The organism is Haemophilus parainfluenzae, from assembly GCF_036288925.1.
GTDB lineage: Bacteria > Pseudomonadota > Gammaproteobacteria > Enterobacterales > Pasteurellaceae > Haemophilus_D.
In genome coordinates this window covers 1,398,552-1,419,649 of sequence record NZ_CP127167.1, presented here as the reverse complement: position 1 = coordinate 1,419,649, position 21,098 = coordinate 1,398,552, and the positions used below count along the sequence as shown (strand labels likewise).

At 39.0% G+C, this 21,098-nt stretch carries 19 protein-coding genes; 5 read left to right on the top strand and 14 right to left on the bottom strand.

The genetic code is table 11. The annotated features are described in order from the left end of the window. Positions 1 to 13: 13 nt before the first annotated feature. A complete protein-coding gene (locus QQS40_RS07305) occupies positions 14 to 946 on the top strand; it encodes an AEC family transporter (RefSeq protein WP_329504596.1) in 933 nt (310 codons plus the stop codon). A gap of 21 nt (positions 947 to 967) precedes the next feature. Here QQS40_RS07305 and QQS40_RS07300 read toward each other — a convergent pair whose 3' ends face one another. From QQS40_RS07300 to QQS40_RS07260, 9 genes are all read right to left on the bottom strand, one after another. Beyond that, a complete protein-coding gene (locus tag QQS40_RS07300; protein WP_049356007.1) occupies positions 968 to 1,213 on the bottom strand; it encodes a YgjV family protein in 246 nt (81 codons plus the stop codon). A gap of 121 nt (positions 1,214 to 1,334) precedes the next feature. Continuing rightward, the gene (locus QQS40_RS07295; protein WP_049356005.1) at positions 1,335 to 1,664 is read right to left on the bottom strand and encodes a branched-chain amino acid transport AzlD family protein; all 330 of its coding nucleotides are present in this window, start codon (positions 1,662 to 1,664) and stop codon (positions 1,335 to 1,337) included. Further along, complete coding sequence (azlC, locus tag QQS40_RS07290; RefSeq protein ID WP_049356002.1) at positions 1,661 to 2,386, bottom strand: azaleucine resistance protein AzlC; 726 nt, start codon at positions 2,384 to 2,386, stop codon at positions 1,661 to 1,663. Before azlC ends, QQS40_RS07295 begins: the two co-directional genes overlap by 4 nt. Before the next feature lie 9 nt (positions 2,387 to 2,395). Beyond that, entirely contained in the window at positions 2,396 to 3,325 is a 930-nt protein-coding gene (locus tag QQS40_RS07285; protein ID WP_128787502.1) for a LysR family transcriptional regulator, read from the bottom strand. Positions 3,326 to 3,439: 114 nt separating this feature from the next. Next, on the bottom strand, positions 3,440 to 5,404 hold the full coding sequence (locus tag QQS40_RS07280) for a site-specific recombinase (RefSeq protein WP_329504592.1): 1,965 nt from the start codon (positions 5,402 to 5,404) through the stop codon (positions 3,440 to 3,442). A 145-nt stretch (positions 5,405 to 5,549) separates the two neighbouring features. Then, a complete protein-coding gene (fbpC, locus tag QQS40_RS07275) occupies positions 5,550 to 6,602 on the bottom strand; it encodes a ferric ABC transporter ATP-binding protein (protein ID WP_329504590.1) in 1,053 nt (350 codons plus the stop codon). Between the two features lie 24 nt (positions 6,603 to 6,626). Then, positions 6,627 to 8,684 carry an ABC transporter permease gene (locus tag QQS40_RS07270; protein ID WP_289901218.1) on the bottom strand — a complete coding sequence of 686 codons (2,058 nt, stop codon included), beginning with the start codon at positions 8,682 to 8,684 and terminating at the stop codon, positions 6,627 to 6,629. A gap of 65 nt (positions 8,685 to 8,749) precedes the next feature. Further along, entirely contained in the window at positions 8,750 to 9,787 is a 1,038-nt protein-coding gene (locus QQS40_RS07265) for an ABC transporter substrate-binding protein (protein WP_289901219.1), read from the bottom strand. A 122-nt stretch (positions 9,788 to 9,909) separates the two neighbouring features. Beyond that, complete coding sequence (locus tag QQS40_RS07260; protein ID WP_049355993.1) at positions 9,910 to 10,950, bottom strand: ABC transporter substrate-binding protein; 1,041 nt, start codon at positions 10,948 to 10,950, stop codon at positions 9,910 to 9,912. 186 nt (positions 10,951 to 11,136) lie between these two features. Here QQS40_RS07260 and udk point away from each other — a divergent pair, with 186 nt between their 5' ends. The 4 genes from udk to QQS40_RS07240 are packed head-to-tail and all read left to right on the top strand — an operon-like array spanning position 11,137 to position 14,740. After that, complete coding sequence (udk, locus tag QQS40_RS07255; RefSeq protein WP_126471031.1) at positions 11,137 to 11,778, top strand: uridine kinase; 642 nt, start codon at positions 11,137 to 11,139, stop codon at positions 11,776 to 11,778. A gap of 8 nt (positions 11,779 to 11,786) precedes the next feature. After that, the gene (dcd, locus tag QQS40_RS07250; protein WP_126471029.1) at positions 11,787 to 12,368 is read left to right on the top strand and encodes a dCTP deaminase; all 582 of its coding nucleotides are present in this window, start codon (positions 11,787 to 11,789) and stop codon (positions 12,366 to 12,368) included. Between the two features lie 3 nt (positions 12,369 to 12,371). After that, entirely contained in the window at positions 12,372 to 13,562 is a 1,191-nt protein-coding gene (locus QQS40_RS07245; protein WP_289901220.1) for an AsmA-like C-terminal region-containing protein, read from the top strand. Next, the gene (locus tag QQS40_RS07240) at positions 13,562 to 14,740 is read left to right on the top strand and encodes a sugar transporter (RefSeq protein WP_297569531.1); all 1,179 of its coding nucleotides are present in this window, start codon (positions 13,562 to 13,564) and stop codon (positions 14,738 to 14,740) included. Before QQS40_RS07245 ends, QQS40_RS07240 begins: the two co-directional genes overlap by 1 nt. Positions 14,741 to 14,787: 47 nt before the next feature. On the opposite strand, the gene QQS40_RS07235 is transcribed toward QQS40_RS07240, so the two are convergent. The 5 genes from QQS40_RS07235 to uvrD all read right to left on the bottom strand — a co-directional run bounded on the left by QQS40_RS07235 (position 14,788) and on the right by uvrD (position 20,955). Continuing rightward, positions 14,788 to 15,771 (bottom strand): peptide ABC transporter ATP-binding protein, encoded by a 984-nt coding sequence (locus QQS40_RS07235; protein ID WP_289901222.1) that lies wholly within the window; start codon positions 15,769 to 15,771, stop codon positions 14,788 to 14,790. Beyond that, positions 15,764 to 16,747 carry a dipeptide ABC transporter ATP-binding protein gene (gene dppD / locus QQS40_RS07230; RefSeq protein ID WP_289901223.1) on the bottom strand — a complete coding sequence of 328 codons (984 nt, stop codon included), beginning with the start codon at positions 16,745 to 16,747 and terminating at the stop codon, positions 15,764 to 15,766. The genes QQS40_RS07235 and dppD overlap by 8 nt, the downstream gene beginning before the upstream one ends. 8 nt (positions 16,748 to 16,755) lie before the next feature. Further along, positions 16,756 to 17,652 carry an ABC transporter permease subunit gene (locus QQS40_RS07225; protein WP_049355979.1) on the bottom strand — a complete coding sequence of 299 codons (897 nt, stop codon included), beginning with the start codon at positions 17,650 to 17,652 and terminating at the stop codon, positions 16,756 to 16,758. Between the two features lie 12 nt (positions 17,653 to 17,664). Then, entirely contained in the window at positions 17,665 to 18,669 is a 1,005-nt protein-coding gene (locus QQS40_RS07220; RefSeq protein WP_049355977.1) for an ABC transporter permease subunit, read from the bottom strand. 108 nt (positions 18,670 to 18,777) lie between these two features. Continuing rightward, positions 18,778 to 20,955, bottom strand: coding sequence for a DNA helicase II (uvrD, locus tag QQS40_RS07215; RefSeq protein WP_297569526.1), 2,178 nt, complete (start codon positions 20,953 to 20,955; stop codon positions 18,778 to 18,780). Positions 20,956 to 21,098 lie beyond the last annotated feature (143 nt).

Here is a 21,098-nt window from a genome sequence, read left to right as displayed (position 1 = left end):
ATCAAGATTCACTATGGATATCACTTTTTTACTCGGCACTAAAATTATTGAACTAACACTTATTGTGCTTATCGGCTATGGGTTGGTTAAATCAAAATTATTAAAATCAGAAGATAGCAAGCCGCTTTCCATTATTGGACTTTATGTCATCAGTCCAGCGGTGATGATTGAAGCATTTCAAATTGATTACACACCTGAAATCCTGCAAGGTTTGCAGCTTTCACTACTTATGGCCGTATTTCTTCAGGGTATTCTGATTATTATTGGCAGTCTATTAAAGCGCTTATTAAACCTTGATCCCATTGAGCATGCCACTGCCATTTATTCTAATTCTGGCAACTTGATTATTCCGATTGTGATGTCGCTATTTGGTAAAGAATGGGTCATTTACGCAAGCTGTTTTATTGTGGTTCAAACCTTTCTATTTTGGACACATTGCCGTTTGATTATTGTAGGAAAAGGAAATTTGTCGCTGAAGACGATCGCCAAAAATATCAATATTTGGTCAATTCTCGTCGGCGCATTTTTGTTTGCTTTTCAAATTAAGTTGCCAAACATTATCAATGGCACGCTCTCTTCCATAGGTTTGTTTATTGGTCCAAATGCCATGCTTGTTGCAGGTATGTTAATTGCCGCAATTCCATTAAAAAGCATTGTTTCATCTAAACGCATTTATTTAGTCACACTATTGCGCTTGTTGATTATTCCGCTTGTGTTGTTGGTATTAATAAAGCTCATTGGCTTTGTACATTGGGTTGAAAAAGGTGAAATTATCGTGCTGATTAGCTTTTTAGCTACCACTAGCCCTTCAGCTTCGACAGTGACACAAATGGCGGTGATTTATAACAACAATCCACAAAAAGCCAGCGCTATTTATGGGATAACGACGCTGCTTTGTATGTTTACTATGCCACTAGTGATTGCGTTATATCAAATGTGGGGGTAAATAGAAAAAAAGTGCGGTCAATTATTTAAGCACTTTTGATGCCGATTGCTCTTTTTTCAAACGATAAAGTTGATACAAATTAACGAAAAATAAGAATGCGTTTAGAAGCGCAACTGGATAAGATTTGATGATCAAACTGTAAATGACAAAGAGTATCGCCCCAATAGCATTGACAACTCTCAAATGAACAATTGATTTAAATAAAAAAGACACAGCCACAAAGAATGTTGCCAAATAACCTAATAATTCAATGAAATTAAATTCCATAAATCTCTCCCTCAACAATGATTGAAGCGGCATCATAAAAGATTTTGGAATTCAGGGAAAGAGGCGAAATAAAAGCAACCGATTGCAATATCAAGAAATTTTTATTTCGCTCAACATTCCCTTAGATAAAGACTTTTTGCACTAAAAACATATAAAAAATTGTGCCTGCCGAGATGGAAAGAAACATATTCTTTTTCCAGAAATGCAATCCCAATACCAAAGCTCCCGCAATAAAATCGGGCAAGCCGTGATAACTACTCAACACATCCACATTTTTATAGCAATACACGACTAACATTCCAAACATCGCGGCAGGTAATACTTTACCTAGATAACGAACATATTCCGGAATCGGACGATTTGCGGGAAAGATCCAGAATGGCAATAATCGAGTAAATTGCACGCACACAATACAAATCATAATGGTGATAATTTGTTCCATCAATGTCATTTTAGTGCCTCCAATTTAGATGAAAGTTTAGGACGTCGTACCGTTAATAGAATCCAGATACTGATTAGCGTTGGCACTAAAAAGTGTTCTTTCCCAACAACTAACAGTGATGCAAAAGCTACGCCTAAACCTAATAATGAGCTTTCATGAGATTTTTCTTTTAGCCAGTTTTCAGCAAAGATTACGAGGAAAAGTGCTGTCATCCCAAACTCTACCCCTTTTAAATCAAAAGGAATGATTGAACCAAATAGGTTACCTAATCCTGCACCGACGATCCAATAAATGTGGAGATAAAAACTGACAAAGAACATATACCACCCTTTATCTAAATGATCGGGGATCTTCGCCATATAGTTTAGGGAAAAACTTTCATCTACTAATGTACTAATTAAATACCAACGTTTTTTCCCAATTTGAGCACCATATTTTTCTAACATGGAAATACCATAAAAAATTTGGCGACCACTTACCATCAGCGTAACCAAGGCAACACTTAAAGGCGAAAAAGGCATGACTAAGGCGGCGGCGGCAATAAATTCAATAGATCCGGCATAAATGAGCGCTGCCATTGCAACGGGGAACCAAACACCGAATCCAAGTGCTTTCATATAAATGCCATATGCAATGCCTAAAAATAAAAAGCCAGCAAGCATTGGCATGCTGTAAGGAAATGCCGCTTTTGCCGCGGCTTTTATGGGATTTTCTGTCACAACTTCTGACATATTGACCTACTACAGCTCTAAAACAGACAAACCAGGTAAGGTCGAAAAACTTTGTGCTTTTACTGTTTGATGGAAATCTTCGCTATAAGCTAAATTAGCATCTTCTTTACGAATTGCCGCATAAAGGTTACTATACAACCCTTCTTCTGTAATTTTGCGCGCCACCACATAACCTTTTTCTAAATAAGGCAAGGCTGCCCAATAAGGCACGGTAGCAATACCACGACGACTCGCAACTAATTGAATTAATGCGATCGTCAACTCCGTTGTACGACGCGGCGGATTAATATCTTTTGGTTTCAACACTTGACGATATAAATCCAACATGTCATCAGGAACGGGATAGGTTACCCAAGTTTCTTCAGCGAAATCTTCCGCTTGCCAAACGTCTTTATTAGCTAATGGATGATCCTTAGCGCAAATACCCACCATTTCATAAGAAAACAATGGTTTAAATAAAATATCATCATTTTCTTCAACTTCTGATACTATCGCCCAATCAGCACGGTGAGATAGCAATAAGCCTACTGGATCGGTATGGAAACCTGACACAATATCTAACTCCACCAAACTCCAATGCTGACGAAATTCATCCATTGCAGGCATTAACCAGTCGAAACAGGTATGACACTCTACTGCAATTCGTAATTGTCCTGCATCACCATGTTTTACGCGAGCAAGCTCTCGTTCGGCATCAATCACTTTTGGCAAAATTTCATTTGCAAGACGAATCAAACGTTCACCAGCGGCAGTAAAACGTAATGGATTACTTTTGCGCTCAAAGAGGGGCAAACCGAATTGTTCTTCCATTAACTTAATTTGATGAGAGAGTGCGGATTGTGTTAAATAAACACGTTTTGCCGCCATCGAAACGCTGCCCGTTTCCTTCAACGCAAGCAAAGTTCTAAGGTGACGAAGTTCAAGAAATGTGGGTTTCATTAGAATAATTCATCAAGTTATAAGATTAGATGAGTAACATAATAACGCAAATTAAATTTGCCGAAAAGAAAGTGCGGTCAAAAACATTAATATTTGTGACCGCACTTAACGCAATTATTTATCTAATTGAATAGGGAGAAATAAGCTCAATGGTCGTTTTTTCATAATTTGACAAACTTCTCGCCAAATTCCCCACCAACTCTCAATTTCAGCATTTAAAGAACGCAAGGCAACCCAAAGCGTGAGTGAAAAACTAACAATTAAATTCATCAAGCCAATCAACAGAACAAAAGCAATACATTGTAAAAGCAATGAATAAGTAAATTGCCCACTCACGGCAATATAACCTACATTTGCTGATGAAAATGCCACATGACGTATATCTAATGGAAGATGCGTTAAGTATCCTACTACGCCAGTAATGCCGAGCAACATCCCAAAACAAAGATTACCGATAATCGACCCATAATTTTCATGCATATAATTAGCGAATTTAATTCGGCATTTTTCAGTCATTACTTTTTTCAGCAACGGATGTTGTATTAAACGCATACGAATATTCAAATAATTACTACGATTATCAAAATAGCCAGAAATAAGTCCTGAACAAAATAGCCAAACGCCAGCGATGGCCGCAAACCATAAGGTTCCTGCCAAAGGATCGATACTATGTAACTGATAAGCGATTTGCTCAGTATTCATTAACGGCTCTCCCATCTGGTATTGGTAAATAAAAGCAATCAATGCTGCAAGTCCCATCGCAACGACCACATTGCCTAATACGGCAATACTTTGTGAACGAAATACATCCACCAATAACTGTGCTAAGGTCATATTTAAGGTTTTACCTTGCGGGTTTTTCTCTACCGCCTCCGCAAAACGAGCCGCAGTCATTGCTGGCTGTTTGGTTGCCACTGTAAAATGCAACATAAAAATGAGTGTAAATCCTAAGCCGTAATTTAAGCCTTCAGCAATCCCTTTCCATACTTTGTCATCAATGATGCTACCTAAATAGGTTTTAAATAATGCCATTAATGCGATTAATACACCGCCCCCCGCTGCGGAATAAAACATCGACCAATATTCCTTTTTATCTCGGGTAATATAATGTTCACCGTGATCACCTGCATTTTGTGTAATACTGCGAGCAATTAATTTTGAACTTTGTTGCCAAAGTCGAGAAATACTATGTTTCTCAGCGGCAGCGCGTGCGAAATGATTAATAAGGAGCAATATTCTATTTGATAAATAGCGCTCTGAAGCAAAAAGTGCCATTAAAGTTTCCAATCGCTCTAACGTTTGAGAAAGACGTTCTAATAAATAGGCGACATTTAGCGAGGATCCCATAATTGCTCCTCGCTTTTTTAAACGCTCTACTAATCTTTTACACTGATTAAACATCACCTGTAAATGGCTATCATCAAAATATATAAATTGACGACGTGCTTGTAACCAATCAACAACTTCTCGATGCAAAGCGACAAAAGGTGAATCAGCATTTAATAAAGAAGGCTCCATTCTCATTAGTTCTGGTTCCATATCTTCAGCCGCAACCCAAATTGAAAGCATTTCAATAGCAAATAATCCTTCACTTTCAATATGTGTTTTTAAACGGTCACGATCTTTTTCTGTAGTATAATGAACTAAAACGACAAATATTGAACGCCATGCTTTTAATGGGATAGTATTAATCCACTGAATATCATTTTTGTCACTAAATAAGAGATAAAAAATATCACGTAAGTCATTAATATCTTTGAAAGATGGATTAAAACGTTCATAAATACGTGTTTTCATTTCTCGTCCAAAGCCTTCACGAGAAAGAATACCACTACTAATAAACAAAGGATAAAGGCGTAAACTACATAGCCAACCACATAATAATTTTGCAACGGCCTCCCCTAACGCTTTATCTTGTAGAAAAGTATGTTTCAACAATTGTAAAACTAAAAGAATTTGTGTTGGCTTACTTTTACGTAACAATTGACATATGCCTTCAACAAGACCAAAAGCGTCTTTTTGCTCAATTTTCTGTTGTAAAAATAATAACAACGCATCAGGTTCTATCACTAATTTCATCTATACTTAATACCTTTATTCATAAAAGGGCGCATTATACAGATTGAAATCAAAAAAGAAAATCTGGAAAAAGTGCGATCTGCCATCAATGTTGAAAGGGTTTGAAAAGAAAAGGCGTATGTTTCCATACGCCTTTAGATTGATATTATTTCTCTTTCTTCAGCAAGAAAATGCCTTGTTCAGAGAAATTCACATAAGCTTGTTTGAGATCGGCATTGAAGTCTTCTGGTTTGGTGTTAATGAGCAATTCTTTGCCTGCCCAAATTGCCACTACTTCCCAGTGGTTACCCATATAGACCACACTCTTAATTTCACATTGTTGCGCTGCCTCACCTTCTGCTTTTAAGTAAATCGCTTCAGGACGTACACCCACTAAACATTCGCCATCCGATAAATTAAATTGTGCCGCATTACTTAATAGTAATTTGTAGCCATTCACATCAATGGTGTTATTTTCCAATTTACCTTCAAAGATACTCGATTCGCCCATGAAGTTTGCCAGGAATAAAGAGTTTGGACGCAAATAAAGCTCTTTTGCTGACGCTTTTTGCATGATTTTACCTTTATTCATGACGATAACTTCATCGGATACCGCAAATGCTTCGGTTTGGTCGTGCGTTACGTAAAGTGAGGTAATACCTAAACTTTGTTGTAATTCACGGATTTTTTCACGCATAGAACGACGTAAGTTTGCATCTAAGTTACTTAATGGTTCATCAAAAAGTAATACTTTTGGTTTTAACACTAATGCACGTGCTAATGCCACACGTTGTTGTTGACCACCCGAAATTTGATCCACAAAACGATCTTCAAACCCCGCTAAGTCAACCAACTCTAACGCTTCTTTTACACGTTTAGCGCGCTCTTCTTTGCTCACGCCTTGCATACGCAAACCATAGCCGACGTTATCACCGATACTCATATGCGGGAACAACGCATAAGACTGGAATACGATACAAATATCACGGTTTTGAATAGAGGATTTAGTTACATCTTCACCATCAATAAAAATTTGACCTGAAGTGGGATTTTCTAAGCCTGCCACCAAACGTAACACCGTAGTTTTACCACAACCAGATGGGCCTAATAAGGTCACCATCGTGCCACGTCTAATGGTTAAATCTAAATTATCAATGACTGTGGATTTACCAAAAGATTTAGTGATATTTTTTAATACTAAGAAATCATTATTACTCATAATATTTACCTACAACTTAACGAGTTAATTCATTTTTTTCGCTTTAGAACGGGAAATTCGGGTATCACCCACAATCCAGTCAAAGAATAAAATAATGGCCATCATCACGATGATTAAAATCGAACCGTATGCAATCGCAACACCATATTCACCATCTTCTACACGGTTTAAAATATAGGCGGTTGCCACGCGAGTATCAGCGGTGACTAAGAAGATAATCGCACTCACGGTGGTCATCGCACGAACGAAGCTGGTGACCAATGCAGAAAGTAAAGCTGGTTTTAACAATGGTAAAACGATAAACCACAAGGTTTTCCATGAGCTACCTTTTAAAGAAAGAGACGCTTCATCGAGTGATTTATCTAATTGACCAAGACCTGCAATGGCTGCACGCATACCGATTGGTAAATCACGCATGACCATTGAGATGATCACGATGATGCTAGTACCCGTAATGTAAAGCGGTGCATTGTTAAAGGCTAAAATATAAGATACCCCAGCTACTGTTCCTGGTACGGCAAAGCAAAGCATGGTTAAGAACTCAAGAGATTTTTTACCTTGGAAATCTTTACGCACCACAATATACGCAATTAATAAACCGAAAAGTGCGGTCAATGGTGCGGCAATTCCTGCATAGATTAAGGTATTAATCAATGATGGCCATGCCCCATCGCTTAAACTTTGTCCGAATAACATCGCATAGTTTTTGAAGGTTAAGGTGTAATCCACACCCCAGTTCACGGTGAAACTACCGTAGAAAATACTGCCGTATAACGCTAAGTTAAAGAGTACCCAGAAACCAAGCATACCGATGATGGTATATTTCAAGCCGGTTGGTAAATCTTGCACGTCACCACGATAGGATTTGCCTGAAACGGTCACATAAGAACGGTTACCAATCCAAATATATTGGATGATAAATACGGCTAATGAGAAAATTAAAAGCATCGAACCTAAGGTACTTGCTGAAGCATAATCTAATTGTGAGCCTGCGATATAGAAGTAGATTTGTGTTGCGATGACGTCAAAGCTACCGCCCAGTACTAACGGGTTACTAAAGTCCGCTAAGGATTGGATAAACACGATTAAGAATGAGTTTGCTAATGCTGGACGTAGTAATGGGAAAATGATATTGAAGAATGTTTGATAACGATTTGCACGCAAGGTGTAAGACGCTTCTTCAATTGATGGGTGAACAGATTTTAATGCGCCGTCTAAAATCATGAATGAAATCGGCGCAAAAGCAAGAATCTGCGCAATGGCAATCCCGTTGAAGCCGTATAACCAGTTATGGTTCTCAAATCCAAATGTTGAGGATAAGAACTCAGTTACATAACCAGAACGGCCTAGCATTAATGTTACCCCTAAACCCACAACGAACGGTGGTGTGACGATTGGTAAAATAGAGAAAATTTTACCAACAAATGCCGTTCTACGTGCAATGCGGGTGGTATAAAGCGCAAATGCCAAACCGAAAATCGTTGATACAATGCCAACAAAGCCTGATAAGAATAACGAGTTACTAATAACACGTACAATATAGCTTTGAGTCAAAATTCGCATCACTTGTTGCGGTGCAAAGGTATCACCGTCATAAAACATGGATACAAAGATCGCCAATGTTGGATAAACGATGAAGAAGAAAATTAATAAGATAATGCAAAGCAAAGAGGCAATAATAAATTTATCCCCTTGCATTACCTGCAATTTTGCAAAAGAAAACGTCGCCAATGCGGTTAAACTCGCAATTAATACAATCACAGAGTATCCTAGGCTGACTTTATAAATGGTCGCACTGACGAAGATAAACAACGTCGCAGCGGCAATAAGATAAAGTTCCACTTTCGCTTGCGTAGCCCTCGGTAATTTAAGATAAGGTACTAAACCGTATAAAAGAATCGGTAAAAACCATAAGACCGTAATATTTAACGAAGACCAACCCATTGCATCATAATATTCATCACTAGTACTCTCAAACAAGCCGTAATCTAATGCATGAGAAGGAAGAAGAAGAAATGCAATCACTGCAAGAATTATCCAAAAATTGGCTGATTGGATAATAGGACGTTTATTTGCGTTCATACAACCTCGCATAAAAGAAAAAAGCGAAATAATACAATAGCTATTATTTCGCTATGTATACATCATTATTTTGCTAATTTAACATCATCAACCCATTTTGTGATCAAACGTTTACGTAAATCACTTGAGCCGTATTTGTTAAAATCATAATTAATTAAATTGATGGATTTAAAATCGAGCGCATAAGGCGATTGCTCAGCGGTACTATTGGTTAAAATAGAATATGCTTCCCCTTTTTTCCAGGTTAGCTCTTGCGCTTCTTTTGATAATGCCCAATCCACAAACAATTTCGCATTTTCAAGGTTTCTTGCACCCTTAATCACGCTCACACCGCCGATTTCATAGCCTGTGCCTTCACAAGGTACAACCAATTCCACTGGGGCACCTTTTGCTTTCTCTAAAGAATATTCATGTAAAAAACCAATTCCGATTGCGGTTTCACCACGTGCTGTATTACGGGTTGCCGTGTTACCTGATTTGGTATATTGGGAAATGTTTTTATTGAGTTCTTTGAGATATTTGAACGCTTCATCTTCACCCCAAAGTTGGATATAGGTCGCTAACTGAGTATAACCTGTTCCTGAACTTTGCGGATCTGCCGCCTGGATCTCATTACGGTAAGCAGGATTAGCGAGATCTTTCCAACATTTTGGGGTTGGTAAATTAAGTTTTTTTAAACGTTCTGGGTTAATCCCAAAACCTAATACACCGAGGTAAATCGCAGAGGAATAGTTGCCTTTAATTTTAGCGGGATCTCTAAACTGTTCAGGAATTTGTGCAAGATTTGGCGACTTATACGCTTCAAGCAAGCCCATTTCACCGGCTTGAGAATGAGGATCAAGCGTACCGCCATACCACACATCCCCTTGAGGGTTGTCTTTCTCAGCATCAATTTTAGCTAAAATTGTGCCTGTGCCACCACGGATAAAACTGGTTTTGATACCATATTTTTTCTCAAAAGCCATGGTTTCTTGCTCACACATCGTGTTTTGCGCACTGCAATAAACGACTAAACGCCCTTCTGCAGCAGATGCGTGAGAACTCAATAACATGCCTCCAAATACAATACCAGAAAGTGCTAAAGCAACGTTAGACAATTTCATTGGTTCACTCCTGTGTTTTTTATAAAAATAAGATGAGTTGGCGCTCATCGCAGTAACCACTTTATGGGTTCAAATGCAAAGTGCGGTCAAAAATTTCTCTGTTTTCAACCGCACTTTAAACATTATTTCGCTAATTTAACGTCTTGAACCCATTTTTCAATTAAGGCTTTGCGTTGTTCGGTTGCACCATATTTTTCAAAGTCATAATTGATGAGGTTAAGTTTGTTTGGATCAAACGCAGTTGGCGATTGTTCCGCGGTTGTGTTGGTTAAGATTTGTAAAGAATCACCTTGTTTCCACGCTAACTCTTGACCTTCTTTAGATAATGCCCAATCCACGAATAATTTTGCGTTATCAATGTTACGCGCACCTTTTAAGATACTCACGCCACCTAATTCATAGCCCGTACCTTCACAAGGTACGACTAATTCCAATGGTGCACCTTGACGTTTTTCAAGTGCATAATCGTGTAAAAAACCAACCCCTATAGTGGCTTCTCCACGTGCTGTATTACGAGATGGCGTGATACCTGATTTTGTATATTGAGAGACATTTGGATGTAATGCTTTTAAGAAATCAAAGGCTTTATCTTCGCCCCAAAGTTGAACGAAAGTCGCTAATGCGGTGTATGCTGTACCCGCACTTTGTGGATCAGCAATTTGGACTTCGCCTTTTAAGCGAGGATCGGTTAAATCTTTCCAGCATTTTGGTACTTCTTTAATCCCTAATTTTGCTAAACGCTCAGTATTCACACCAAAGCCTAAGATACCCATGTAGATAGATGACACATAGTGACCTTTGGTTTTCGCTGGATCACGAAAACGTTCCACGATTTCATCAATGTGTTTAGATTTATAAGGTTCGATTAAACCCAACTCTGCAGCTTGTGCTTGAGGGTCAAACGTACCGCCAAACCACACGTCTGCTTGTGGGTTATTTTTTTCTGCTTCAACTTTTGCAAAAGTACTACCTGAACCATTACGAATAAATGAAGTTTTCACATCATATTTTTCGCCAAAGGCTTTCGTTGTCGTTTCACACAGAATATTGGTTGCACTACAATATACCACCAAACGCCCTTGAGCATTAACAGCGGATGATGTTATGAAACCTGCAGCTAAAAGTGCGGTTGAAATAGAGAGAGAAATTTTATTCTTTTTCATCTTACACTCCTTATAAATAACACAGATGAAATAAGGGAAGCGAATGAATGTTAAATGAAAATGGAAAAAATTTCCGTGAAGCGCTTCACAAATTTGAAAAAATATAAGAAAAAGAAAGATGAATTTAAACGGATTTTTCTTTATAATTTCCTTTAGTTCTTACCTTTCTAAATTTTAGTTTTTTTTATGTCAAACTCATCTTGCATCATTATTGCCATTACCGGCGCATCGGCTTCAGGCAAAAGTTCTATTGCTTCTACTGTTCATAAAGAGCTTTGTAACGATTTAGGTTGCGAAGAAATCGGAATTATTGCTGAAGACAGCTACTATAAAGATCAAAGCCATTTGGAGATGAGTGTTCGAGTCAAAACCAACTATGACCACCCCAATTCAATGGATAGAGAGTTACTCATTCAACACTTAAAAGATTTAAAAAATGGAAAGGCTGTCGATATTCCGGTCTATAGTTATGTTGATCACACTAGAACAGACGAAGCCAAACACTTCACCCCGAAAAAAATTGTGATTTTAGAAGGGATTTTATTGCTCACTGATGAGCGAGTTCGCCAATTGGCTGATATTTCTGTTTTCGTAGATACCCCATTAGACATTTGTTTTATCCGTCGTTTACAACGGGATATGGAAGAACGTGGTCGTTCATTACAATCTGTAATTGACCAATACCGCGCAACCGTTCGTCCAATGTTCTTACAATTTATTGAGCCATCCAAACAATATGCGGATATCGTGATTCCTCGTGGCGGCAAGAACCGTATTGCGATTAATATGTTAAAAGCTCAAATTCTGCATTTATTAAACGAAAAATAGGAAAAATCATGCGTCTTTGCGATACCGATATCGAACGCTATTTGGATAATGGTCTTATTTCGTTAACGCCTCGTCCTGATAACGACAAAATCAATGGTGCAACCATTGATGTGCGTTTAGGCAATTCATTTCGCGTATTTCGTGAACATTCTGCCCCTTACATTGATTTAAGTGGCCCGAAAGAAGAAGTCTCAGCTCAACTTGAATCAGTCATGAGTGATGAAATTATTATTGGAGATGATGAGGCCTTCTTCTTACACCCTGGTGTATTAGCCTTAGCAACCACATTAGAGTCGGTGAAACTCCCTGCCAATATTATCGGTTGGTTAGATGGTCGTTCCTCTCTTGCCCGTTTAGGCTTAATGGTGCATGTTACCGCTCATCGTATCGACCCAGGTTGGGAAGGTAAAATTGTGTTGGAATTCTACAATTCTGGCAAATTACCTTTAGCATTGCGTCCTAATATGGTGATTGGCGCATTGAGTTTCGAAGTGTTAAGCGGCTCGGCAGCGCGCCCTTACACTAGCCGTAAAGATGCCAAATATAAACATCAGCAAAATGCGGTAGCGAGTCGAATTAATGAGGACTAATCAATGAAAAAGATCGCAATTAGCCTGTCGATCGTACTGTTTGCGATCTTTTTCTTTTTTTATCTTCAACTTCAACAAGCAAAAACACTGGTTGTCGAACAATTTGCAAGACGTGATATAAAACTTGAAGCAGTTAGTCTTAGCTTCTTTCCTCATCTCTCTATTTCCTTAGAACAAGTTAAATACCACGCTGTTTCTGCAAAAAAAATTGAAGGAAAATTATCCTTTTTTTCATTTATTTTTGGCAATCCGATGCTTGATGAAATTCAAATTCAGCAAGCTAGTTTTACCGAGAATGCGCTAAATTCAGCCAATATTCGCATGGCATTTTCGGATTTTCCACTCAAACAATTTTTAAGAAAAGATCTTATTTTAAATGGTACCCATCACGTTTGGGTAACACTTGAAAAGCCAGTTTATGGCAATGCCACCACATTTGATTTTATTTTTAACAAAGGCAATATAGCCCTTCGTCAAAAAGGGGAATCTCTTATTCAATTTGATGATGTTCAACTTAATCAGCAAAAATTGGGTTATATTGAAATTCATGCAGATCTAACAAAACCACAAAAACTGGCCATTGCTTACATTCGACCGATATGCGCCACGAATTGCCTTGCCATACTTAAATTTAATAGCTATCTACAAAAAAGCGTGGTTAATTTTTCTGGTAAAAATTTTCCTTTAAAGCAGTTGTTAGCTTTACTCAATTTTCCACAAACCATGACAGGCACGAGTGATTTTAACACTCAATTAGCCTTTACAAATTCAGAATTAATCGAAGGGAAATTTGATTTTAATGCACGTGATGGCGAGCTTTTAGGATTGAATTTATTAGATATGGCAGCACAGTATTTACCAATTAATTATAACAGTGATTTAACTGCGAGCAGAAATATGAATACGCCTTACGAGCGTTTTGAATCAAATCTTTCGCTTGAAAACCACTTACTCAAAGTAGATAAAATAAGCTTAAAAACAACCGCACTTTTAGGTGAAGGTTCTGGAGCCATTGATTTAGATAATGTACAATGCGACGTCAATTTAACTTTAAGATCGACTAACGAAAAATACAAAAAACTTGCGTTACCTATTCGTTTTTTCGATAGCTGTTACGCCCCACAATATAAGTTAAATATTGATAAAAATTTCCGCCATCAACTTAAGGAATTAATTAAAGAGAAATTAAAATAATGTCGTTTTACCAAAAAGCAGAAAAAACTCAATTTTGGCGCGTAGTTATCATGGCTTGCGCCGCTTTTATTTTTAATACTACGGAATTTGTGCCCGTTGCGTTACTCACCGATATTGGGCAAAGCTTTAATATGCAAACCTCTGATGTCGGATTAATGATGACCATTTATGCGTGGACTGTTCTCATCATGTCCCTGCCCGCAATGCTCGCCACAGGAAAAATGGAACGTAAAAGCTTACTCGTTAAGCTTTTCATCATTTTTATCATCGGGCATATTCTTTCTGTAATTGCATGGAATTATTGGATTCTTCTTATTGCCCGTATGTGTATTGCGTTGGCCCATTCCGTATTCTGGTCCATCACTGCCTCTTTAGTGATGCGCGTTGCGCCTAAAAATAAAAAGACACAAGCCATTGGTATGTTAGCCATTGGTACATCACTGGCTACGATTCTCGGTTTGCCACTGGGACGACTAGTCGGTCAACTTGTGGGATGGCGCGTTACCTTTGCGATTATTGGTATATTAGCTTTGATGATAATGTTCTTGATTATTCGTTTATTACCAATGTTACCGAGTAAAAATGCCGGCTCACTCTCTAGTCTGCCGATTTTGGCAAAACGTCCATTACTTATTGGACTTTATGCAACCACGGTAATTATTATTTCGGCCCACTTTACAGCCTACACCTACATTGAGCCATTTATGATTCAAATTGGACAGATGGATCCTAATCTAGCCACAATGATTCTCTTGGTCTTTGGTATTTCAGGTGTAACAGCGAGTGTGATTTTTAATCGATTATACCGTTTAGGTGCCGCACAATTTATTATCCATGCGATACTGTTATTAGCGCTTTCTTTAGGATTTATGCTTACTTCAGCTGGCTATACCGCAACAATGTTTGCCTTATCCTTTATTTGGGGAATTGGCATCTCCTGCATTGGTTTAGCACTACAAATGCGTGTATTGCAACTTGCCCCCGATGCCACTGATGTAGCAACAGCCATTTTCTCGGGTATTTTTAATGCGGGGATTGGTGCGGGAGCGCTCTTCGGGAATCAAATTATGCGACATGTAGGACTTGAATACATTGGCTTTAGTGGTGCAGCGTTAGCCATTATTGCACTCGGTATCTTCGTCTTCTTTAATTTCCGCTATCGTTCTCAAAATATCTAAAAAAATGACCGCACTTACTCAAGTGCGGTCATTTTCTTTTATCTTTTCTAATCGAGATGGAAGCAAGCAATGAGCTTATCATCAGGATATTTTTCCAATTTAGGCTGCTCATTTCGACATTTATCCGTTGCTTTCCAACAACGCGGATTAAATGCACAACCTTTTGGCGGATTAATTGGACTTGGCAATTCTCCGGTTAATTTAATCCGTTGACGACGTAATTCAGGTGACAATCTTGGCGTTGCCGAAAGTAACGCTTGCGTATAAGGATGCTGTGGATTTTTAAAGATCTGCTCTTTTGTGCCCATTTCAACACAACGACCTAAATACATCACCATCACTTCATCAGCAATATGTTCAACCACCGAAAGATCATGGGAAATAAACACATAAGATAAACCAAGCTCAACTTGTAAATCCATCATCAAATTCAGCACTTGCGCACGAACAGATACGTCTAACGCTGAAACTGGTTCATCCGCTACAACCACGTCAGGATCAAGCATTAAACCTCGAGCAATCGCAATACGCTGGCGTTGTCCGCCCGAAAACATATGTGGATAGCGATCATAAAACTCTGCTCGCAATCCTACTTTTTCCATCATGGACAATACTTTTTCTTTACGTTCTTTAGCCGATAGATTGGTATTAATGACTAAAGGTTCTTCCAAAATTGTGCCGATTTTCTTACGCGGATTTAGTGATGCATAAGGGTTTTGAAACACGATTTGGATTTTCTGACGGCGCAATGCTTTCGTTTCGTGATCATTCTCTAAGAAATTTTGTCCGTTATAATATAACTCGCCTTCTGTCGGTTCTTCTATCATCGTCAAAAGACGACCAAGTGTCGATTTACCACAACCAGACTCACCCACTACGGCAAGGGTTTTACCTCGCTCTAAGGAAAAAGACACGCCATCTAATGCTTTCACTTGCTGTGTTTTCGCAAACATGCCTCTTTTCACAGGATAATATTTTTTCAGCCCAATGGCATTGAGCAATGGTGCATTTTCTTGTGCGACATCAAACATTGCTTGGTTCTCCTTGAGCATTTAATGGGGTGTGACATTTAACTTGTCGATTTCCTACTTGGCGTAATTCAGGTTCCACACTTCGACAAAGATCCGTTGCATACGGACAGCGTGGATTTAACAAACAGCCTTGTGGGCGATCGTATTTACCTGGCACCACTCCGGGTAAAGATTGCAAACGAGATTTACCTTCTGCAAACTCCGGTAAAGAACGCAATAACGCTTGAGTGTAAGGATGTTTTGGTTCACGGAAAATATCTTCTGCTCGTCCTTCTTCCACTACTTGTCCTGCATACATCACAATAATACGATGCGCCGCTTCTGCGACTAACGCAAGATCGTGCGTAATCAGAATCAACGACATACATTCTTTTTGCTGTAACTCAAGCAACAAATCTACAATTTGAGCTTGAATGGTCACATCCAGTGCGGTGGTTGGTTCATCTGCAATGAGCAATCTCGGTTTACATGCAATCGCCATAGCAATCATAACGCGTTGGCTCATCCCGCCAGAAAGCTGATGCGGATAGACATCAATACGTGATTCAGGATCAGGAATACCGACTAAACGTAATAGCTCTAAGGTGCGCTCACGGCGCTCTTTTTTGCTGCCACCCTGATGCGCTTTAATGGCTTCCATAATCTGGAAACCCACCGTATAAGCCGGATTTAAGCTTGTCATTGGATCTTGGAAGATCATGGCAATATCTGCGCCAACTAATTTCCGCTTTTCTTTTGGCGGTAAGCTTAAAAGATCTTTTCCTCCAAATTCTAGGCCTTTCGCTGAAACACGCCCTGGAAAATCAATTAAGCCCATCACAGCAAGGGAACTTACTGATTTTCCTGAACCTGACTCGCCGACAATACCTAACACTTCGCCTTGATTAACTTGGTAGCTAATACGATCCACCGCTTTAAAAGGTGCTTTTTCATCACCAAAATGAACAGAAAGCTCTTTTACATCTAATAATGCCATTCTGCCCCCTATTGTTTTAATTTTGGATCGAGCGCATCACGCAACCCGTCGCCCATTAAGTTAAATGCTAAAACAAGCGATAAAATCACTAAACCCGGAATGGTAACCAACCAGTTTGCAGCCTGCATAAAGCTACGTGATTCAGATAACATAGTACCCAATTCTGGTGTGGGTGGTTTTGCGCCGATACCTAAGAAACCTAAAGTCGCTAATTCTAAAATGGCGTTAGAAATCCCCATCGTCATTTGTACAATGAGAGGTGCTAGGCAATTCGGCAAAATGACAATAAACATTAAACGTAATACGCTTGCTCCCGCTACGCGAGAAGAGGTGACATAATCTCTGTTTTTCTCATTTAATACTGCCGCACGTGTTAAGCGCACATAACTTGGAATCGAAACCACGGCAATCGCCAACGTCGCATTCGTTAAAGAAGGCTCTAAAATTGACACCACCACAATGGTTAAAAGCAAGTTTGGGATAGCCAACATAATGTCAATAAAACGAACAATTAATGTATCTAATGCCCCGCCATAATAGCCGGCAAGTAAGCCAAGACTCGTCCCTAAAATGCAAGATAAAATCACAATAATGAAACCCGCAAAAACAGAAATGCGCGTACCATAAATAATGCGAGAAAGAATATCTCGACCAATGTCATCTGTACCCAGTAAATAAGCAGAATTACCACCGTCATACCAAGCTGGTGGTAGCAATAAAGCTGAACGATTTTGTTCGATAGGATCAAAAGGTGCTATCCAAGGGGCAAAAATACTGATTAATGCCAAAGCAAGGATAAAAGTGAGTCCAATCACCGCCCCTTTATTTTGTTTGAAATAAAACCAAAACTCCTGCAACGGTGTTCGAGGAGCAAAGGTTTCAATAGATAAAGTTTGTTCCGTCATTAATAAGGCTCCTTATTGATGGCGAATACGTGGGTTTACCACGCCATAAAGTAAATCGATCGTCAAATTAACCACAATAATAATTGTAGCAATAATCAACACGGCGCCTTGTAAGACGGGATAATCGCGATTGGTAATCGCATCAATGATCCATTTACCAATGCCCGGCCATGAGAAAATCGTTTCGGTTAAAACCGCACCAGATAATAACTGTCCTACAATCAAGCCCACAACGGTCACTACGGGAATAAGTGCATTGCGTAGCGCATGAAAAATGACAATTCGGGTATAACTTAAGCCTTTCGCTTTTGCAGTGCGAATATAATCTTCGCCTAACACTTCCAACATTGAAGAACGTGTCATTCGAGTAATTACTGCAAGTGGAATAGTACCTAATACAATAGCGGGTAGAATCAATGACTTAACTGCATTTTCAAAAGCGCCTGGCACACCTGAAAGCCAAGTATCGATTAACATAAAACCGGTTGGTGTATCGATCCAGAAACTATCTTCTAAACGTCCCCCTTGTGGCAAACCAAACCAAGGTGAAACATATAAGATCAAAATCAATCCCCACCAGAAAATTGGCATGGAATAACCGGTTAAGGACATCGCTGTTACGGTATGAGAAATCCAGCTATCTTTCTTGACGGCAGCAATCGTTCCGAGCGTAATACCCGCAATTAACGACCAAAATAGCGCAAAGAAAGCTAATTCAAACGTCGCAGGAAAGAGTGTGAAAAACTCAGTCAGTACAGGTTGTCGAGTACGGAATGATTCACCAAAGTCGCCTTGTATCACATTGCCAATATAGTTGAAATATTGCTGATACAACGGTAAATCCAGACCAAGTTGCTTCATCATTTGTTGATGAACTTCGGGCGTTAAACCTCGCTCTCCCATCATAATCTCCACAGGATCACCCGGAATAAAATGAATGAGAGCAAAAGTCACAAAAGTAATGGCGATAAAGGTAGGAATCACCATTAAAATACGTTTTAAAATAAATTTAAACATCTACTTCCCACATGATAAAAGTGCGGTCGTTTCTGCGAACGTTTTCGCACTGGCATATTGAATATGAACACTAATATTCATACTCGTTGCAATAAAATCCTCCCGATTCTACCGCACTTTTTCTAATTTTGCCAAATGCGCAATCAGCCACTTAATGCCTTGAGCTTGGAAAGCAATTTGTAAACGAGTGTTATTATCTGAGCCTTCAACGTTTATGACAGTGCCAAAACCAAACTTTTCATGTTTCACTTTTTGCCCCATTTTCCATTCATTTTCTGGCAAACTCATGCTTAAACTCCCTACTTTCGCTTGGTTTAATACTCGAGTCACCGTTCCTCGCAAACGGATTTCTTGAATACACTCTGGTGGCAATTCTGTGATAAATCGTGAAGGCAAATGGCGTTCTTCTTTCGTGTAAACACGACGACTTTCAGCATAACAAATGGTGAGTTTTTGCTTAGCTCGAGTAATGCCCACATAAGCAAGACGACGTTCCTCCTCCAAACGACCAGGCTCTTCAAATGAACGGAAACTTGGGAATACCCCCTCTTCTACCCCCACCATAAATACGCGCGGGAACTCCAAGCCTTTTGCAGAGTGTAAGGTCATCATTTCTACACAAGATTGATGCGGCGAAGCCTGCTCTTCTCCCGCTTCTAAAGAAGCATGAGTTAAAAAGGCGGTAAGTTCGGTCATATCCTCTGCTTCATCAGGTTTGATAAATTCTCGGGTTGCCGTCACCAATTCTTCTAAGTTTTCAATACGCACTTCACCTTTCTCGCCTTTTTCTTGTTTATACATATCGTATAAACCAGAATGTTTAATCACGAAATCAGTCTTTGCAAACAGTGGCATCTCGGCTGTATCCACCTGTAAAGAATTAATCAACTCTTGGAAGCGTAACAAGGCGGTTGAAGCACGTCCCGTTAGCATATTTTCTTGTGTGGCCACTTGCACAGCTTGCCATAAGGTAATTTGACGTTCACGGGTTAAATTTCGTAACACATCTAAAGTACGATCACCAATACCGCGTGTAGGCGTATTAATCACACGTTCAAACGCGGCATCATCTTGACGATTATTAATTAAACGTAAATATGCCAATGCATCTTTAATTTCTTGGCGCTCGAAGAATCGCATCCCACCGTAAATACGATAAGGAATTTGACAACGAATCAACGCTTCTTCAATGACACGAGATTGGCTATTACTACGATATAAAACAGCACAATCATCTAATTTCCCACCTTCATCTACCCAATTTTGGATTTGAGAAGCCACAAATTTCGCCTCATCTAACTCATTAAATGCCGCATAAATACCCACTGGCTCACCCATTTCACCGTCGGTCCATAAATTCTTACCGAGGCGATCACTATTATTCGAAATAAGTTGGTTGGCACTTTTTAGAATATTGCCGGTAGAACGATAGTTTTGCTCCAAACGAATAGTTTCAGCGTTGAAATCTTTTAGGAATTTTTGAATATTTTCGATCTGTGCACCACGCCAACCATAAATGGATTGGTCATCATCGCCCACAATCATCACTTTGCTCGTATTACCAGCAAGAATTTTGATCCAGGCATATTGGATTTTATTGGTATCTTGAAACTCATCCACCAAAATATGCTGAAAACGTTGCTGATAGCGTTGCAAAATCACAGGCTTTTTAGCAAATAATTCATACGCACGAATTAACAATTCAGCAAAATCCACCAAGCCCGCACGATCACAAGTATCTTGATAAATTTGATAAATCTTAATCCACTCTTTTTCCTGGCGATCACCAAAATCATTAATATCTTGCGGTCTTAAACCTTCATCTTTTTTATTATTGATATACCAGCACGCTTGTTTCGGTGGAAATGCTTTATCATCATAATTGTGCAATTTCATCAAGCGTTTTACTAAACGAAGTTGGTCTTCAGAATCCAAAATCTGGAAATCTTGTGGCAAGTTTACATCTAAATGGTGAGCGCGTAATAATCGATGGGCAATGCTATGGAATGTGCCAATCCACATACCAAATAGATTCGATTGAGCATGTTTGGATAAGGTATCTTGAATACGATGGCGCATTTCAGCAGCGGCTTTATTCGTAAAAGTAACTGCCATAATGCTGCCTTCAGAAATATTTTCTACAGCAATCAACCAAGCAATACGATGAGTCAAGACGCGAGTTTTACCACTTCCTGCACCTGCAAGCACAAGGTAATTGTCAAGCGGTGCAGCCACTGCTTCACGTTGTTTATCATTCAAGCCATCAAGTAATTCTGAAATATCCATTGCTCTATTTTAATCTGGTTAAATTTACAGGGATTATAGTGGGAATTATATTTTTAAACAACCTAATATTTACAAATTTACTCCGCCCCTTTATATTAGCAATATCAAATAATTACTAAACATTGACGAAGTTAAAGGAGACA

Excerpts from the sequence above, each read along its gene's own strand:
- QQS40_RS07305 (WP_329504596.1), top strand. The coding sequence starts at position 14 with ATGGATATCACTTTTTTACTCGGCACTAAAATTATTGAACTAACACTT.
- QQS40_RS07300 (WP_049356007.1), bottom strand. The coding sequence starts at position 1,213 with ATGGAATTTAATTTCATTGAATTATTAGGTTATTTGGCAACATTCTTT.
- QQS40_RS07295 (WP_049356005.1), bottom strand. The coding sequence starts at position 1,664 with ATGACATTGATGGAACAAATTATCACCATTATGATTTGTATTGTGTGC.
- azlC (WP_049356002.1), bottom strand. The coding sequence starts at position 2,386 with ATGTCAGAAGTTGTGACAGAAAATCCCATAAAAGCCGCGGCAAAAGCG.
- QQS40_RS07285 (WP_128787502.1), bottom strand. The coding sequence starts at position 3,325 with ATGAAACCCACATTTCTTGAACTTCGTCACCTTAGAACTTTGCTTGCG.
- QQS40_RS07280 (WP_329504592.1), bottom strand. The coding sequence starts at position 5,404 with ATGAAATTAGTGATAGAACCTGATGCGTTGTTATTATTTTTACAACAG.
- fbpC (WP_329504590.1), bottom strand. The coding sequence starts at position 6,602 with ATGAGTAATAATGATTTCTTAGTATTAAAAAATATCACTAAATCTTTT.
- QQS40_RS07270 (WP_289901218.1), bottom strand. The coding sequence starts at position 8,684 with ATGAACGCAAATAAACGTCCTATTATCCAATCAGCCAATTTTTGGATA.
- QQS40_RS07265 (WP_289901219.1), bottom strand. The coding sequence starts at position 9,787 with ATGAAATTGTCTAACGTTGCTTTAGCACTTTCTGGTATTGTATTTGGA.
- QQS40_RS07260 (WP_049355993.1), bottom strand. The coding sequence starts at position 10,950 with ATGAAAAAGAATAAAATTTCTCTCTCTATTTCAACCGCACTTTTAGCT.
- udk (WP_126471031.1), top strand. The coding sequence starts at position 11,137 with ATGTCAAACTCATCTTGCATCATTATTGCCATTACCGGCGCATCGGCT.
- dcd (WP_126471029.1), top strand. The coding sequence starts at position 11,787 with ATGCGTCTTTGCGATACCGATATCGAACGCTATTTGGATAATGGTCTT.
- QQS40_RS07245 (WP_289901220.1), top strand. The coding sequence starts at position 12,372 with ATGAAAAAGATCGCAATTAGCCTGTCGATCGTACTGTTTGCGATCTTT.
- QQS40_RS07240 (WP_297569531.1), top strand. The coding sequence starts at position 13,562 with ATGTCGTTTTACCAAAAAGCAGAAAAAACTCAATTTTGGCGCGTAGTT.
- QQS40_RS07235 (WP_289901222.1), bottom strand. The coding sequence starts at position 15,771 with ATGTTTGATGTCGCACAAGAAAATGCACCATTGCTCAATGCCATTGGG.
- dppD (WP_289901223.1), bottom strand. The coding sequence starts at position 16,747 with ATGGCATTATTAGATGTAAAAGAGCTTTCTGTTCATTTTGGTGATGAA.
- QQS40_RS07225 (WP_049355979.1), bottom strand. The coding sequence starts at position 17,652 with ATGACGGAACAAACTTTATCTATTGAAACCTTTGCTCCTCGAACACCG.
- QQS40_RS07220 (WP_049355977.1), bottom strand. The coding sequence starts at position 18,669 with ATGTTTAAATTTATTTTAAAACGTATTTTAATGGTGATTCCTACCTTT.
- uvrD (WP_297569526.1), bottom strand. The coding sequence starts at position 20,955 with ATGGATATTTCAGAATTACTTGATGGCTTGAATGATAAACAACGTGAA.